Genomic DNA, 14800 nt, shown 5'->3' on the forward strand with positions numbered 1-14800 from the left:
TGCTCCCTTAGCTCAGCTGGATAGAGCAGCTGCCTTCTAAGCAGCCGGTCGATGGTTCGAATCCATCAGGGGGCGTACCAGTCATTCCAAGGGTTCTCAGGGATCGCGTGGGCTCCCTCCAGGGCCCCATCTTCGGCAGCTTGCACACAACCTGAACAGTCAGTGTGCCCTCGCTCCACGGCGGTGCCGTCAAGCAGCTGACAGGGCCCCACTGGCGGCAAAAGCTGATTCACCCCCACAGACCACCGCCTCAAAGACCTCGTAGCGCTCCTTCCCGACCTTGATTGTGTGCACACCAGCCTCCTTGCTGGTGGAGAAGGCCGCCGCTTTGGTCGGCTTGGCTTGTGTCAGCCTTGATCGCCTCGCCCATGCGGAAATACAGCTCCGGCTTCCTGCCATCCGCTCTGGTGACCACAGCAGAGGAGGTGGAAGGCTGCTCGCGCAGGTTCACGCCGTCGCTGACCACCTTCCAGTTGCGGGGACCGCCCTCATCCGGCGCCTCCGGCGGCCCGGACGCTGAGGCAGATGCCGGCGCTGTCTCGGACGAGGGCGCTTGCGGTGGCGGCACTGTGGCGGAGAGGAGGAAGCGGACGAACAATGGCGTTCAAGGGATAGCTCTGAGCGGGAAGAAGGTTTTCCATCACTGAAATACCGGCACCAACCGCGCCAGTAGCCGAAAGATTCCTCGGCGATGAAGGCTTTCGTAACTGTCGCCTCTGCGTGACTCCGGCTGGTCGCGGTGGTGGCCAGTCCGCTCCTGCCAGCGCTAGGGCTGTTGAGAGCAGAAACAACCCCACCGCGCAGACCGCGGCAATCCTGGCTTCACCGCCACCTCGCGATTCGCCATCGGCCATTCCGACACCAGCCACACAACATCGACCCATGGTTGAGCATGCCCAACTGCCGGCCCGGTTCACCATGGGGGCGTGCGGGTGCGCGGCCATGCTCACCCTCCTCTTCGCCCTCACCAGCGTTCCCAGCTTGCGGGGAAATGACATCCCCTTCCTGCTGTTGGCCGTGAGTCCGTACCTGGCACTGGCGGCGCTGGCCACGCGACTGCGGCGTTCGCGGTGGCGGCGTTCGCGGTGGCGGGCCTGGAGCCTGCTGGGCTTCACCGCGGCGCTGTCCCTGGCGGGCGTGGGGTGCTTCGCGGTTGACAGCTGGACGTTCCACACCGTGGCCGAGTACCGGATGGAGCAGCGCTTCACGGTGATCGTGGTGCCGCTGATGCAGCTGGCGATCGTGGCCCCCATCGCGCTGATTGCCCTGCTGTGAGGTCAACGAACCCTCGCCAGTCTTGGCAAGGCGGGTCCACCACTCACCACGACAATCATCTCATCGAATGGTCCTCAGGGAGGGGATCCACGGTGAGCGATTCCCATGCGGGGCCGTCTTTCCGGAACGCTGATCGTGAACGACCCGGCAGAGAATCGCGCTGCCCTCCATGGGTTCGATCCGGATCCCGTCGTTCTCCCTGACGACGCGAAGAAAGGGCGACCAGTCATCCCGAGGCTCGAGGGCGGTGGCCACCACGACGACCGTGCCGCGCCAGTCCGCGATGGTGAGCGGGCGCTCATCACCCCCGTGAAGCCGCACATGCCCATTGCCCCAGGGAGCGTCGTGGCAGATCGCCGGTCGTCCCGGGGGGCCCTGGCTGGCCGACCGCCCTGCCTGGGCAGAGAGCAGCTCGATCCGCTCGGTGTAGGCGGCCCTCAGGCAGGCGGCATGGCGCGCCGAGAAGGCGCACCGGCTCCTCCTGCGGAACCACTCCTGCTGCGGTTCAAACCAGTGCAGCCCCGGAGCCGGTGCTGCCGAGCTGGAAACTGCCAACAGATCGACCATGCTCCGATCAAGTGCCCGCAGAACCGGATCGGCACACACCAGCTGGTCACTGGCGTAGGTGGGTGTGGAACAGTTCGCGGCGCTCTGTTGCGGCGGTGGAGGCACAGCAGCGGCGGGTACGCACCAGGCCAAGACTGCCGCCGCCAGTGGGGCCGGCAACAACCTGATCGGGGAAACCGCGCCCACAGCCATGAACCCGAAGGGTCAGCCCCCCTTCCATGTCGGTTCCTGGGTGGCATCACCGATGATGGTGAAGGGTCACCGGGCTGACCCAGACGCCCGCTTGCGAGACCGTAGCCAGCCGGGTGGTTCTGTTGCCGATCGGTGCTCCTTTCACCGGCCCTGGGCTTTGGGCCCTGGTGGCGATGCTGCAAAACGGGTGGGAGTGAGCACAACCCTGGGACTCCTCCTGAACCCCTTGAGCAACTGGCTGCCGACCAACCCCAGTCCTACAGTCACGTTGACCCACTCATCCCGCATTCCCAGGATCAATCTGATGCATACTGTTGCAAGACTCGGTAACTGCTTCGCTCCGCTGCTGAGTGCCACCTTGCTGAGTTTTGGTGGAATGTTTTCCGCGCTTCCTGTGCAGGCCGATACGGTCAAGGCTCGCTGCGATGTATTTCCGAAGGGTGAGGATCGGGCCACCTCCTCTGGGTTGTGCACCTTTTCACAAAGGCAGGGTTTTGTGAGCATCCAGCTCAACAATGGCCAACGCGTTGAGCTGACCCCCGACGGCAGCAAAGCCAATGCCTATCTCGATGCCAATGACAAGCCGGCAACGCGCGAGCTCCAGGACAATGGCAATATCCATATCTACCGGTTGGCCGAGCAGTCAATATTTGTCTACTGGGATACAGCCCCCTATCAGTGAATCCAACGTTCCATCGACAAGGTATCTCTGGCTTTCCGACTCCACCCCTGGGCCGCCGTGAGCACTGTTGGGGCAGCGCTGGATGCGGGGGACAGGCTTGATCGCCCCGCCGTTGGACTCAGTCATGCCCAGAAGTTCCGGGCAAGGCGGGTGCCGAAGAGCAGTTCACGCATGGCAGCAGCAGGGGGCATGAAGGTGGTGCCGCTGCGCCTCAGCCCCGGCGACGATCTGCGCCAGATCCTTGAAGTCTGGATGCGTCAGCGGGAGGAGCGGGCAGGGTGTCTGATCAGCGGCATCGGCAGCCTCTCAGTGGCCCAGCTGCGCTTTGCGGGAGCATCTGAACCAACCAGGATCCAGGGCGATCTGGAGATCATTTCTTTGGCCGGCACGCTCTCGACCGATGCAGCCCACCTGCATATCGCCATTGCTGACACCAACGGAAGTGTGATCGGCGGTCACCTCGGCGCCGGCTCGCTGGTCCGCACCACGGCCGAGCTGGTGGTGGGACTGCTGCCGGATTGGCAGTTTCGGCGGGAGCTGGATCCAGCCACCGGCTACGCCGAGCTGCAGATCAGCCCTCGGGATCTTGGGGCACCGATGATCGCTCCGCAGCAACTCAACGACCGCCACCGTGCTGGCGCCCATGCGCAGGCCCCGCAGCAAGAAGCGGGTCAGCTTCTCAAGGTTCAAGGGCAAGGGCATGGGCATGGGCGCGACCATGTGACTACCGCGTGACGCGCGGTTTTCATCGGTGACCAGCAGATGCACATGGATCGCCATACCGGAGCAAGATCCGTTGCGATTCAGGGAGGCGGGGTAGTCTTGAAGCCAGGGCGCTTTCATAAGCGAACTGAGATCTGCGCCACGGCTCGGGCAAAAAGGCTGCGAGTTCCAGACTTCATCGATGGTGCAGCAGTCGTGACGCTCGAACGTCGTGACGATGCTGACGGATTACTGAGGGTGTCCGCTGTCGGGAGCAGTGGGACTGGATAGAGTCATGCACCAATTTATTGGTGGTTGTCCGTAGGGGTCGGGTAGTGCCGACCCTTTTTTATGCCCGAGCGTCTGACATAGCCAGGGCCGCCTTCGGGCAGGGCGTGAATCGCCTTGGCAGGGGTGCTCAGCCCTTGCTCACGGCGATGGATCTCAACGACATCGAACAGCTCCTGGCCGTAGCTGATGTCATCATGAAGCAGAGGGGCGAGGTGGTCAGCGCAGGGGCTTGCGTTGCCATGGCAGGGGGCCAAGGCAACACCAGCCGTAAGCCATGAGTGCACATGGACTGGCACAGCTTAGAGCCTCTCAATGAGGGTTGCTCTTGACGACTCTTGCTGGCTCCTGCCTGGTTTTGCAGTCCCACCATCGGGGCCTGGGCAAAGCCTGGGGACGCAAAGCGTGGGCCGCAGAATTGAAGCAGCTCGCAGATCGCGCCATGCAGCGCGGAGAATTCGTTTGCGCAAGATTGGTTGCACTGGAATCAGCCCAAGCACTCACACCGATAGGACACCGATAGGCGGACTGGAACAGGCCTTCAAAAGCCGAAATCACTGAAAAACCTGGGCACACTTCATGAACTGGACTAGCGCATTGCAATTTGGCGCAGACGCAGAGCAATGTGATGGAGTTGTCAATTTGACAACCAAAGGGCTCCCATCAAAGATTTGCTTCATGCTTAGAAACGCACTCGTTGGCATCACAACTGTCCTGGCAATCGCCGGGAGCGTGAGCGCACAGACCTTCAGGGAACGAGCCACCTGCAAGCTCACTAACACCGCGGCCCAGGTCGCCTTATACGAAGGGCCTTGCAAGGTCAAGCAAACGATGAGCGGCGAGAATACAATTTTCTCGGTCAAGATGGGCAAGACAGAGCCGTTCTTGTTTGCTGGCGTTCGCGGTCAGAAGACTTGGATGCATGGCCCCGAAGAAGTTGATTTCACTGATCTCCCCAACGGCGGCATATTCCGCTGGTCAACGTTTGTACTGGTGGTGGCCGAATAGTTTGGCAGCGTAGTATCAAGCTTCAGCGGCCTGGAACCCAGTGTGCATCTGCAACTGACTCGCATACTGCCAGCCGCTGAGCTTGATGTGCCGAGCTTGACGTTAGGCATATATTCCCAGTAGTCCCTCAAGGCTGTTCAGCTGACAGGGCTGATGGTGATGGAATGGTCATGGGTGGTGACGGACTTCAAGTGGCCAGCACTCCAGTGGCCATGGCAATCTGCGCTGCCACAGCAGCCCAGCGCCACGCCCTGCCCCTGGCGCAGCCAAGAAGTGGTCGCGGCATGCCAGTGCAGCAGTTCCGGGAAGTGCGGCTTCTCCCTGGCATCGATGCGGAACTGTTCAGCAGCAGTCCTGGTGGTGCGTTGAGCCAAGGAGGAAGGCGGCGCCTCGGCCTCAGCCGATCCCCTGCCGGTTCGGCCCAGGGCGGTTCCGGCTCGGGCGCCGGCGCAGCAGGGTGGGCTGATGGCCGAAGAGCTGGTAGGCCAGCAGCTTCACCCGATCCTCCAGCAGGAACCACACCAGCGAGTAGCCCCACACCAGCAGGGCCCAGCCCCAGCCGATCGGGGCCATGAACAGGCCGTGCACCGCCACCAGGGTGGCGAGCAGCTGGGTGCCGACCACGGCGAGCAGCAGCGGCAGGGCCGGCCGCACCGACCAGAAGGGGCCCACCGTGCGGGCGACGAACACCGTCAGGTGCCCGGCCACCGAGAGCTTGAGGTAGAGCAGGGTCTGGATGAACTCCCGCGGCTGGGCGAACACCACCTCGCCCAGCCAGAGCAGGCCGAAGGTGGCGACCACGCCGGCCAGGCCCAGGGCGGTGGCCACCCCCAGCACCACCGGCATCTGCCAGCGCACAGGCCGGGGAGACCAGCGGGTGCGGTCGTAGGCGATCGCGAGGATGGCGCCGTCGTTCAGCAGCGCCAGCAGCACGATCATCAACGCCGACAGCGGGTAGAAGTCGAAGATGAGGATCGAGAAGGTCATGAACACCAGCACCCGGATCGTCTCGGCGATGCGATAGATGGCGTAGTGGTGCATGCGCTGGAAGATGCGCCGGCTCTCGCGGATCGCCGCCGCCACCACGCTGAGCCCGGGGGTGAGCAGCACGATGTCGGCGGCGCTGCGGGCGGCGTCGGTGGCACCGGAGACGGCGATGCCGGCGTCGGCGCGCTTCAGGGCCGGCGCATCGTTGACGCCGTCGCCGGTCATCCCCACGAGGTGACCCCGCCGCTGCAGCAGCGCCACGATCCGGTACTTGTGCTCCGGAAACACCTGGGCGAAGCCGTCGGCCCGCTCGATCCGCTCGCCGGGATCGTGAACGGGGCCGGCGGTGGCTTCCTCGAGCACCTCCGCCGGCAGGATCGCCGTACCCAGCCCGAGCTGGCCCGCCATCTCGCGGGCGATCGCCACCTGATCCCCGGTGATCAGCTTGGTGGCAATGCCCAGCTCCCGGAGCTCGGCAAGCGTCGTGAGGCTGTCGTCCCGTGGCGGATCGAACAGCGGCAGCACCCCCAGGAACCGCCAGGGCTCCTCCCCTTCCGCCTCGGCCACCGCCAGCGAGCGGAACCCCCGGGAGGCGAACCCCTCCACGGCCTGATCCACCGCCTCGCGCACCTCCACGGCATTGGCCGCCATCGCCAGCAGCACCTGGGGCGCCCCCTTGCTCACCCGGAAGCGCCGCCCGCCGGGCTCCACCAGCGTGGCCTCCGTGCGCTTGCGCACCGGATCGAAGGGCGCGAACGCCTCCAGCCGCAACGTGTCCGCCGCGGTGCCGGCCTGCGGTGCCGCCAGCACCGCCGCATCGATCGGATCGTGGTCCTCCTGGCGGGAGGCCAGGGCGGCGCAGCGGATCAGATGGTCCGGTCCGCAGCCCGGCAGGCAGAACGGTGTGCCGAGGCTCAGCCGGTTCTGGGTGAGCGTGCCGGTCTTGTCGGAGCAGAGGATGTCGATGCCCGCCAGTTCCTCGATGGCGGCGAGCCGGGTCACCACGGCCCGCCGGCGGGCCAGTCGCTCCGCCCCCACCGCCAGGGTGACCGAGAGCACGGTCGGCATGGCCACGGGGATGGAGGCCACGCAGAGCACCAGGGCGAAGCGCAGGGTCTCGACCATGCCGTGCCCCCGGAACAGGGCCACCAGCAGGATCAGGGTGATCAGCAGCAGCGCCACCACGATCAGGTAGTCGCCGATCTTCAGCACGGCCTGCTGGAAGTGGCTCGGCGGCGGCTCGGCCTCCACCAGCCGGGCCGTGCGCGCGAAGAAGGTGCCCGCCCCGGTGGCGTAGACCACGGCATCGGCCTCGCCGCGGCGCACGATCGATCCGGAGAGCACCCCATCCCCCTCCGTCCGCTCCACGGGCAGCGACTCGCCGGTGAGCGGGGACTGGTCGACCTCCAGCGGCCCGGGCTCCAGCAGACGGGCATCCGCCGGCACGATCACACCGATCCGCAACCGGATCACATCGCCGGGAACCAGGTCCCGGGCCGGCCTCAGGCTCCAGGTGTCATCCCGACGCACCAGCGCCTCGAGCGCCAGCTGGGCCTGCAGCGCTTCGATCTCATGGCCCGCCTTGAACTCCTCCCAGAAGCCCACCAGGGCATTGGCGCCCAGCAGCACCAGGATCAGCACCAGATCGCTCCAGTCCCGCACCAGGGCGGAGAGGAGGGCCGCCAGTTCGATCATCCAGGCGATGGGCCCCCAGAGATGGCCCAGCAGCAGGCGCCAGGGGGAGAGTGTCTGGTGCGGCAGTTCGTTCGGGCCGCAGCGCTCGAGTCGGCGGGCGGCCTCGGCGCTGTCCAGACCCCGCGGTGAGGTGTCCAGGCGCCGGGTCAGCTCCGGCAGGGGCAGACCTGCGAGCTCCTCCCCGCTGCCCGCGGGGATGGTGGACGACTGGCTGGCAGGGCCGCGGCCGGGCTTGGCTGGCATGGGTGATCCGGACACCGACGCTCTCCCGAGGATGGGCCGGCTGACGGAATTCAGCCGAAACCGCCCGGCTTGCGGCGGGCTGTCGAGAGCGAGATGTTGCCTTCCACCACCGGCCCAGGCCGCGCCGCAGGCTGCTGGGGCAGGGCCACCACGTTGAAGGCCAGGGAAAGGCGGTCGCCGTCTCCGCGGAAGGGGGCGACGGAATGGGGTTGCCAGGCCGGGAACACGTAGAACTCACCCGGCACCGGCACGACGTAGTGGGCCATGCCGGTGCGAAAGCTCTGGATGTGCCAGTCCTCCGGGCCGTAGAAGCAGAGCTGGCCGTCGAAGCGTTCGGCGTTGATCTGGGGGGGCACCTCGAGAAACACCACCCCCGAAAACGTGCCCCCGTGCGTATGGGTCGGGTTGTAATCGCCGGCTCGCTGCACATTCAGCCAGATGTCGATCAACTGCAGGCGATAGCGCCCCTCGGCCCAGGGACCGCGGGCTTCGGGCGGCTGCTGATCCACGACATGGCGGATCCAGCGCTCACAGGCCGGCAACAGCACATCGGCGCAGAGGTCCACCACCGGCGGGTACTGGGGCCCCAGCTCCCGTTGCAGCGACAGCTGACCGGCCAGTTTCACCGAGGCATCGGGGGCGGACTGCGGATCGGTCAGCACCTGATGCGCCAGCTGCTGCAGAGCCCGCAACGCCTCCGGGGCCAGCGCTCCCTTCAACAGGTAGCGGGGGAAGAGGCTCAGCACCTCCATGCTGCTGTCCATCGCGGGGCACCCGTTCCCCAGGACTCTTGCAGATCTGGCCGGTGTCCCGTCGCGGTGCCCTCCTTCTGCTCCTGATGGCGTTCGCCCTGGATCGTGGACACGGCCCAAAGACCCGACCCCCTGCGCCCGAAGGGCCACGGAAGCGAGGGGGTGCGGGAGGCCGTCCTTCACAGCCAGCCCTTTGACCCAGCCTGGGGCCTGTGGGCCAGCCGGGCCCCGGCGACCGACAGACTTCCCGCAGCAGCGGTCAACGCCAGCGCCGATGAGCCCCCTCTTCTCCTGTGCCGGCTGCGGCGTGCAGATCGAGCGCTCACTGCGGCACTACCTGCAGCAGAAAGGTCGCGTGCTGTGCTCCACCTGCCTCGACCGGCAGGAGGCTGAGCGCCAGCAGGCTGAGCTCAAGCAAGCCGAGCTCACGCAAGCCGAGGTCCGGCAACCCGAGCGCGGGGAACCCCCGCAGCCGGAAACCGCCGGAGAGGGGGCTCCGCAGAACGGCGGCCGGCCCTGAGGCTCAGCCGCCGCCTCACCACTGCGCACCACCCCCTCAATGAAGCCCGGCCCGGGCTCGGCCGGACCGAGGAACCCCACAGCGCGGCAGAAGGAGGCGAAGTGCCAGGCGGCGAAGGGGGTAGGGGTGTGCACGTCGATCCCGTGCCGGAAGCTCTGCCGATCGAGGGCGGCGGCGGGATGGTGGTGGGGATGCCCTTCGGGCAGCTGGGCCACCGCGGCCCGCCTCCTGCACGGTTCGGGCCGCCACCAGGCCGGCGAGACCCCCCCCCCACGACCACCCCATCAGCGGCTTCCGCCAGAGACCGGGGCATCGATCAGGGCGCGCAGCAGGCCCAGTGCGCCCACTGTGGGGGATCCGCAGCGAATGCCGCCAGGATTCCAGGGAGGATCAGCGGTGGTGGCGGCGGTCAGCGTCCTCCCCCCCTTCCACCGCCCCCACCACCCGTGCCGTCAACCGTGTCACCGTCCGTGCCAGCGTCCCTGCCAACGCTTCCCCCGCCGGCGCTGCGGCGTGACCCCGGCGTGATCCGCCGGCTGATGCCGGTGTGGGAGTGGTTCTACCGCCACTACTTCCGGGTGCGCACCAGCGGCTGGGAGCACATGCCCAGCCAGGGCCAGGTGCTGCTGGTGGGCTCCCACAACGGTGGCCTGGCCACCCCCGATCTGCCCATGTTCCTGGTGGACTGGATCCGCCGCTATGGCGTGCAGCGGCAGGTGTACGGCCTGACCCACGCCAAGGTGTGGAAGGCGTACCCCGGCATGGCCGAGCTGGCCGCCCGGGTGGGTGCCGTGCCCTTTCACCCGCGTCAGGCCCTGGCCGTGCTGCGCCAGGGCCACAGCCTGCTGGTGTATCCCGGCGGCGGCGAGGATGCCTTCCGGCCCCACCGGCTGCGGGATCGGATCCACTTCCGCGGCCGTACCGGCTTCATCCGCCTGGCCCTGTGGCAGGAACTGCCGGTGATGCCGCTGATCTCCTGGGGCGCTCACGACACCCTGGTGGTGCTGGAGGACTGCACGGCCCAGGCCCGGCGCCTGCACGCGCTGGGCATGCCGTGGCTGCTGGGCCTCGACCCGGAGGTGTTTCCGCTCTACCTCGGTCTGCCGTGGGGGCTCGGGGTGGGCCCGCTGCCGAACCTGCCCCTGCCGGCCGCGATCCACACACGGGTGTGCGCCCCGGTGGTGTTCCCGCGCACGGGCTATGAGGCCAGCCGCGACCGGGGCTATGTGCAGGCCTGCTACGAGCAGGTGGTGGCCCACATGCAGGGGGAACTGGATCGGCTGGCGGCCGAGGCGAGCGGCATCAGCCGATCCGCCTGAGGAACCCCTGGATCACCAGGGAGTTGGTGATGTCGATGAAGCAGCCCGACACCAGCGCCACCACCAGGAGCGCCAGCAGCACACACGCCAGAGACCGCTGCTCACGGGCTCGGGAATGCTGAGGCCCGCGCAGGAGGCGCAGCCGGCGAGCTGCATGGGCAGGGAGCTGCCTGGCTGACGCGTCAGCTCATCGATGGAGCCTGGTCGGTGAAGGCTGGTCGGGGATCGCTCCGGAGCTCACGGCTCTGGCCGGCGGACCTCAGAGATTCACCATGCCGCAGCGCATCCCCTTGAGCACGGCCTGCAGGCGGTTGTGCACCCCCAGGGTGCGCAGGAGCCGCTTGGTGTAGGTGCGAGCCGACTCCTCGGAGATCACCAGGGCCTCCGCCATCTCGCGGTCGCTCATCCCGCTGGCCAGCAGATCAAGCACCTCATATTCCCTGGGCGTGAGTCGCGGGCAGCTGAGGTACGGCAACGTGCCACTGCGCAGCGATGGGCTCCTGTAGGCGTGGTTCCCCATCACAGCCAGCACAGCGGCCTGCAGGGGATGCTGATCCTCGACGAAATCCGCTTCGGCCACCACGGCATCCAGCCAGGCGACCTCGGCATACTCCGCCGGAATGACATCGCCGAGGGCGAGCACGATCACCCTCAGGCCCGGCCGGGTCTCCTTGGCGTGCCGAGCCAGCTCGAAACCACTTCCCTGCTCCAGGTAGTCCGTGCAGATCAGCAGACTGAAGGGTGCCCGGGAGAGGTAATCAAGGCAGGATTTCTCGTCCGTGACAGCACAACCGATCTGGACTGGATCGGCAAAGTTCGCACACATGGAGCGCAGGAACAGGCGGCCCTTCATGGCCAGGGCCACCTGGCCGTCCAGCTTCAGGGAAAGCAGTCGCTCATCGGCGCTACCCGCCTGAAAACCGGTGAGGTATGGGGTGAAGTCCATGGCGAAAGGGGACTTGCGTGTGTTGCGCGAACGTGCATGCAACGCAAGGCCTGGGAATCAAGCTCCACCGCTCACCCTACAGCCCACTGGCAGGCTGCCCGGGCAGGGAGTTTCAGACAGGTTCCACCTGGGCATCCACCTCGCGCAAGCGCTGCAGGATCAGCTGAATGTCGATGTCGGAGAGTTCGCCATCCGAGGTCCACTTCATGCACGTCCGCCCCAGACAGGAGGCGCGGGCGGCGTGTGGATGGGCTACCGGCGAACCAGGGGTGATGGTGGTATCCATTGTGCTAACGGCCCTGATGAATTCAGTCTAGGAGCTTGATGTCTGGATCACGGTCCCCATGGGCGGACAATGCATCCGTGTGCATGCAGCCGCGTCCAGGCGGCATGGTCCGTGGAGGTGAGGATGTCCCTCCTGAGCGCGCCGATGGCGTGGATCAGCCTGCTGTTGATGGCGATGCTGGTGAGCATCCCGCGGCACCCTCAGGCTCCACCTCGCGCCTGAGCACGAAGTAGAGATGCTCCGGATCCCGATACCGACGCGGCAGGCAGGTGTGCAGGCTGGTGAGCCTGGACCAGCAGACGGTGCGCTTGATCTTGTTGAGGGATTTTCCCTCCTGGATCAGAATGCGCAGAGCCCGACAATAGAGGGGATAGCTGGCCTCAAGCTCACCGATCGTCATGGTGGTCGTGAAAGTGGAGACTTCAGTCGTCATCAAGCCGGAAATTGACATCAGCAGGAGTCAGATCGCAACACCCATCCGCCGGCACATGGCCCAACAGGTCGAAGCCAGAAGCCAGTTCCACCATCTCAGAGAAGCCCCTGAATGCCGTCCGCGACACCATCAGAGTGAAGGCTTTCTGATGGCATGGCTGGATGCGGGATTGTGCGGCTGGATCAGTCCTTTCGAGGTCCTTTCGGATCGGACGGCATCACCTTATGGATTCGCGCTTCCAGGCGTCTACCCGCAAATGGGGACATCCTGGCGGCCTGGTCCTGCGTCAGGGTGAGGGCGTCGCAGTTGGTCTCCCCATGGCGGATACGCCCTACCTGATCGCCCTGGCCTTCCTGGAACAGAACGGCACGCGGGCCCTGCCGCTGGCCGGTCGATCCCTCCCCGCCGCGGCCGCCGGCCGCGAGGATCCCGGCGAGGAGGGCCGTGGCCTGGCGCTCGAGCTGCTGCTGCGCGTCTGGCAACGCAGCGACCAGGGGCCCCTGCGGCGAGCCGCCGGCGACGCCAGCCTGCTGCTCGTGGTGATGCCGATGGAGGCGATGAGCGCGCAACTCCCCGCGCTCAAGGCCGCCTGGATCGCCGGAGGCGACACCGAGGCGGCCTTGCAGCAGCTGCAGGCCCTGGGATCAACGGCCTGGACCGTCACGATCGACAAGTACGCGCCCTTGAGCTTCCGACCCTTCCCCAGCTCATGACCATCCCGCCTCTCCCCGGCGCCGGACCCGCACGGGCATGCCGTCGGCGGGATAGATCAGCAGGTTCTGCCGCTGGTTCTCCAGCGACGCCGGGCCGTTGACCAGCTCCCAGGTGGTGTGGCGCAGCAGCTGGGCCAGCATCACCGTGGCCTCCAGCATCGCCAGGTGTTCGCCGATGCAGCGGTGCGGACCGGAGCCGAAGTCGATCATCGGAGGGGCGGGGCCCTCCGGACCGCCCGGCAGCCAGCGTTCGGGCAGGAACTCCAGGGGCCTGGGGTAGGCCTCCGGGTCGCGTCCGGCACCCTGCATCGACCAGGTCACCGTGGTTCCCACCGGCACCCTGCCGACCCCCTCCAGATGGGTCGGTTTCACCACCTGCAGAGCCGTGGATCCCGAGGCCACCGAAAACAGGCGCAGCGTCTCCCTGATCACCCCCCGCACCAGATCCAGCGCGCCGATGCAGGCCGGTGTGAGGCCGCCATGGCGCTCCCAGGCCTGATCCACCTCCTGCCTCACCCGGGCCAGCACGTCCGGGTGGAGGGCCAGGGTGCCCGCAGCGAAGGAGAGGGTGTGGGCGGTGGTGTCGGTGCCGGCGATCAGAAATTCAATGGTCTCCGCCAGCAGGCTGTCCTGGTCGTAGCGGGGCTCCCTGGCTGCGATCCGCACCAGCAGCGACTGGCGGAACAGGGGGCTGAGGCCCGCCTCCTCGCCTGCGTTCCCCTCCCGCAGGCGCAGGGCAAGCGCCACCCGCGGGGCGAGCAGATCCTCCAGCTGGCGGCGGGCGGCCCAGTAGGCCAGGGAGGTCCGGGTGGGCAGATATTTCATCCAGGGGCTCTCGCCGGTGGCCATCCGGAAGAAGCGGCGGCCCAGCACCCCCATGGCCTGGTAGGCGCGGGCCACATCCAGGCGAGGGCCCTCCGGACTCTCCGCCCCGGCCTGCAGGGGGATGCCCAGCATCAGGGTGGCGATGACCCGCATCGCCATCTCCACGAAGAGGGGATCCAGCGCGATGGCCTGCCCGGCCGGTGCCTGCGCGATCCGCTCCAGAACCTGGGCGCTGGCCTGCTCGAGCAGCGGCAGATGGGCGGCGGTGCTGGCGGCCGTGAAGCCGGGATTCCAGGAACGGCGGCGCCACTGCCATTCCGCCCCCTCCTCGCCGATCAGGATCGGACCGCGCATGTCATTCCAGGCCCGCCGCATGGCGGGCGAGCGGATCAGGCAGCCGGAGCGCATCCCCTGCACGATCGCGGACTCGATCAGGGCAGGACGGCTGAGCACGAGCACCGGCCTGCCGGCCCAGTACACATAGGCCGGGCCGTAGGCCTGGCTCCAGTCATGGAGGAGCTGGAAGAAGCGCTTGCGGCGCACGGCGGCCAGCACCGCCGGCAGATGGCCGAGCAGGGGCAGCCCCGGCGGCGAGGGCAGCCGCCGCAGGGGCGCGAAGTGCTGGCGCCGCCGCCAGGCTCGCCAGGCCAGAAGGGCCGTCCCACCCAGGAGCGCAAGGAGACCAAGCCCGGGCAGAAGGATCACCATGGCGGCAGCTCCTGAAGACGGCAGCGGCCGCACCCTCCCTCGGCCCGTACGGGCCTCATGGGGTGACGGCCCTGCGGCAGATCCAGGCCAGCCGAGCTGGAGACTCCGGATCAGGGGTGCCGGCATACGCCACCCAGGCACCGGCAGGATCCAGCAGCTCCAGGCGGCGTTCGGCGCAGCGGGCCCGCATCCGGCGTTCGCGCACCTGCCAGGCGGGCCCGGCTGCCGGCCGCTGCAGCAGCACCACCGCCTGGAAGGCCACCACGGGGGCGGCTCCATCGAGCGAGGGCACCAGATCGGCCAGGTATTCACCGGCACGGAGATCGGGCCGGTCGAGGCCCCGCACGAAGATCCACTCCCTGGGCGCCAGTCCGTCGGGCGGTCCCGTCCGCAGCAGGTCGCTGCGCACCACGGCCCAGGCGGCCGGCTCGGGCGGCGGCGACCATGGCGTGACTGCCGCGGCGGCCGGCTGGGAGCGCGCGGAGGTCGGCAGCAGGCCGGCGAGGAGCAGCAGGCTGGGCAGCCAGCGGCAGCGGTTGAGGATCGCCATGGTGCTGCGCGCTTCGCTCGGGCTCACGGCCTGATCAGACCATCGCCTTTACGGTGACGGCACCGGGGCGGGCAGCCCAGCCGCTGTTCACACGGCGACATGTGCCGGC

At 67.4% G+C, this 14800-nt stretch carries 16 protein-coding genes and 1 tRNA gene; 8 read left to right on the top strand and 9 right to left on the bottom strand.

Translation table 11 applies throughout. The features are described from left to right. Position 1 precedes the first annotated feature (1 nt). Together ACLNEE_RS03755 and ACLNEE_RS03760 are read left to right on the top strand one after the other, a co-directional pair. A tRNA-Arg gene (locus ACLNEE_RS03755) sits at positions 2 to 75 on the top strand. Positions 76 to 942: 867 nt separating this feature from the next. Then, on the top strand, positions 943 to 1275 hold the full coding sequence (locus tag ACLNEE_RS03760; protein ID WP_412006785.1) for a hypothetical protein: 333 nt from the start codon (positions 943 to 945) through the stop codon (positions 1273 to 1275). 60 nt (positions 1276 to 1335) lie between these two features. Here the strand turns inward: ACLNEE_RS03760 and ACLNEE_RS03765 are convergent, their stop codons facing one another. Then, positions 1336 to 1842, bottom strand: coding sequence for a lysozyme inhibitor LprI family protein (locus tag ACLNEE_RS03765; RefSeq protein ID WP_412006786.1), 507 nt, complete (start codon positions 1840 to 1842; stop codon positions 1336 to 1338). A 418-nt stretch (positions 1843 to 2260) separates the two neighbouring features. On the opposite strand from ACLNEE_RS03765, the gene ACLNEE_RS03770 reads away from it, so the two are divergent. The 3 genes from ACLNEE_RS03770 to ACLNEE_RS03780 all read left to right on the top strand — a co-directional run bounded on the left by ACLNEE_RS03770 (position 2261) and on the right by ACLNEE_RS03780 (position 4714). Continuing rightward, positions 2261 to 2716, top strand: a complete 456-nt coding sequence (locus ACLNEE_RS03770; RefSeq protein WP_412006787.1) for a hypothetical protein — start codon at positions 2261 to 2263, stop codon at positions 2714 to 2716. Between the two features lie 171 nt (positions 2717 to 2887). Further along, a complete protein-coding gene (locus ACLNEE_RS03775) occupies positions 2888 to 3451 on the top strand; it encodes a PPC domain-containing DNA-binding protein (RefSeq protein ID WP_412006788.1) in 564 nt (187 codons plus the stop codon). A gap of 834 nt (positions 3452 to 4285) precedes the next feature. Next, complete coding sequence (locus ACLNEE_RS03780) at positions 4286 to 4714, top strand: hypothetical protein (RefSeq protein WP_411421527.1); 429 nt, start codon at positions 4286 to 4288, stop codon at positions 4712 to 4714. Between the two features lie 137 nt (positions 4715 to 4851). Here ACLNEE_RS03780 and ACLNEE_RS03785 read toward each other — a convergent pair whose 3' ends face one another. From ACLNEE_RS03785 to ACLNEE_RS03795, 3 genes are read right to left on the bottom strand one after another with little or no spacing between them, the layout of a single operon-like run. Further along, entirely contained in the window at positions 4852 to 5088 is a 237-nt protein-coding gene (locus ACLNEE_RS03785) for a hypothetical protein (RefSeq protein ID WP_411421526.1), read from the bottom strand. A gap of 22 nt (positions 5089 to 5110) precedes the next feature. Then, a complete protein-coding gene (locus tag ACLNEE_RS03790) occupies positions 5111 to 7639 on the bottom strand; it encodes a plasma-membrane proton-efflux P-type ATPase (RefSeq protein WP_411421525.1) in 2529 nt (842 codons plus the stop codon). Between the two features lie 50 nt (positions 7640 to 7689). Next, entirely contained in the window at positions 7690 to 8403 is a 714-nt protein-coding gene (locus ACLNEE_RS03795; RefSeq protein WP_411421524.1) for a putative 2OG-Fe(II) oxygenase, read from the bottom strand. Positions 8404 to 8665: 262 nt separating this feature from the next. Here ACLNEE_RS03795 and ACLNEE_RS03800 point away from each other — a divergent pair, with 262 nt between their 5' ends. Continuing rightward, a complete protein-coding gene (locus ACLNEE_RS03800) occupies positions 8666 to 8911 on the top strand; it encodes a hypothetical protein (protein WP_411421523.1) in 246 nt (81 codons plus the stop codon). Positions 8912 to 9381: 470 nt separating this feature from the next. Further along, positions 9382 to 10230, top strand: a complete 849-nt coding sequence (locus ACLNEE_RS03805) for a lysophospholipid acyltransferase family protein (RefSeq protein ID WP_412006789.1) — start codon at positions 9382 to 9384, stop codon at positions 10228 to 10230. 259 nt (positions 10231 to 10489) lie between these two features. On the opposite strand, the gene ACLNEE_RS03810 is transcribed toward ACLNEE_RS03805, so the two are convergent. The 3 genes from ACLNEE_RS03810 to ACLNEE_RS03820 all read right to left on the bottom strand — a co-directional run bounded on the left by ACLNEE_RS03810 (position 10490) and on the right by ACLNEE_RS03820 (position 11862). Beyond that, on the bottom strand, positions 10490 to 11176 hold the full coding sequence (locus ACLNEE_RS03810) for a helix-turn-helix transcriptional regulator (protein WP_411421521.1): 687 nt from the start codon (positions 11174 to 11176) through the stop codon (positions 10490 to 10492). Between the two features lie 112 nt (positions 11177 to 11288). After that, positions 11289 to 11462, bottom strand: coding sequence for a hypothetical protein (locus tag ACLNEE_RS03815; RefSeq protein WP_412006790.1), 174 nt, complete (start codon positions 11460 to 11462; stop codon positions 11289 to 11291). Between the two features lie 154 nt (positions 11463 to 11616). Further along, positions 11617 to 11862, bottom strand: a complete 246-nt coding sequence (locus ACLNEE_RS03820) for a DUF3136 domain-containing protein (RefSeq protein ID WP_412006791.1) — start codon at positions 11860 to 11862, stop codon at positions 11617 to 11619. 350 nt (positions 11863 to 12212) lie between these two features. On the opposite strand from ACLNEE_RS03820, the gene ACLNEE_RS03825 reads away from it, so the two are divergent. Next, positions 12213 to 12608, top strand: a complete 396-nt coding sequence (locus ACLNEE_RS03825) for a hypothetical protein (protein ID WP_411421519.1) — start codon at positions 12213 to 12215, stop codon at positions 12606 to 12608. Here ACLNEE_RS03825 and ACLNEE_RS03830 read toward each other — a convergent pair. After that, complete coding sequence (locus tag ACLNEE_RS03830) at positions 12603 to 14141, bottom strand: cytochrome P450 (RefSeq protein ID WP_411421518.1); 1539 nt, start codon at positions 14139 to 14141, stop codon at positions 12603 to 12605. The two genes, ACLNEE_RS03825 and ACLNEE_RS03830, sit on opposite strands and share 6 nt — an antisense overlap. A gap of 55 nt (positions 14142 to 14196) precedes the next feature. Next, the gene (locus tag ACLNEE_RS03835; protein ID WP_412006792.1) at positions 14197 to 14718 is read right to left on the bottom strand and encodes a hypothetical protein; all 522 of its coding nucleotides are present in this window, start codon (positions 14716 to 14718) and stop codon (positions 14197 to 14199) included. Positions 14719 to 14800 lie beyond the last annotated feature (82 nt).

It is taken from the genome of Aphanothece stagnina RSMan2012, assembly GCF_046764815.1.
Lineage (GTDB): Bacteria > Cyanobacteriota > Cyanobacteriia > PCC-6307 > Cyanobiaceae > NIES-981.

What these genes read in the sequence shown, in the direction of transcription:
- ACLNEE_RS03765 (WP_412006786.1), bottom strand. Translation starts at nt 1,842, where the DNA reads ATGGTCGATCTGTTGGCAGTTTCCAGCTCGGCAGCACCGGCTCCGGGG.
- ACLNEE_RS03775 (WP_412006788.1), top strand. Translation starts at nt 2,888, where the DNA reads ATGGCAGCAGCAGGGGGCATGAAGGTGGTGCCGCTGCGCCTCAGCCCC.
- ACLNEE_RS03825 (WP_411421519.1), top strand. Translation starts at nt 12,213, where the DNA reads ATGGCGGATACGCCCTACCTGATCGCCCTGGCCTTCCTGGAACAGAAC.
- ACLNEE_RS03790 (WP_411421525.1), bottom strand. Translation starts at nt 7,639, where the DNA reads ATGCCAGCCAAGCCCGGCCGCGGCCCTGCCAGCCAGTCGTCCACCATC.
- ACLNEE_RS03760 (WP_412006785.1), top strand. Translation starts at nt 943, where the DNA reads ATGCTCACCCTCCTCTTCGCCCTCACCAGCGTTCCCAGCTTGCGGGGA.
- ACLNEE_RS03800 (WP_411421523.1), top strand. Translation starts at nt 8,666, where the DNA reads ATGAGCCCCCTCTTCTCCTGTGCCGGCTGCGGCGTGCAGATCGAGCGC.
- ACLNEE_RS03810 (WP_411421521.1), bottom strand. Translation starts at nt 11,176, where the DNA reads ATGGACTTCACCCCATACCTCACCGGTTTTCAGGCGGGTAGCGCCGAT.
- ACLNEE_RS03780 (WP_411421527.1), top strand. Translation starts at nt 4,286, where the DNA reads ATGAACTGGACTAGCGCATTGCAATTTGGCGCAGACGCAGAGCAATGT.
- ACLNEE_RS03815 (WP_412006790.1), bottom strand. Translation starts at nt 11,462, where the DNA reads ATGGATACCACCATCACCCCTGGTTCGCCGGTAGCCCATCCACACGCC.
- ACLNEE_RS03820 (WP_412006791.1), bottom strand. Translation starts at nt 11,862, where the DNA reads ATGACGATCGGTGAGCTTGAGGCCAGCTATCCCCTCTATTGTCGGGCT.
- ACLNEE_RS03795 (WP_411421524.1), bottom strand. Translation starts at nt 8,403, where the DNA reads ATGGACAGCAGCATGGAGGTGCTGAGCCTCTTCCCCCGCTACCTGTTG.
- ACLNEE_RS03830 (WP_411421518.1), bottom strand. Translation starts at nt 14,141, where the DNA reads ATGGTGATCCTTCTGCCCGGGCTTGGTCTCCTTGCGCTCCTGGGTGGG.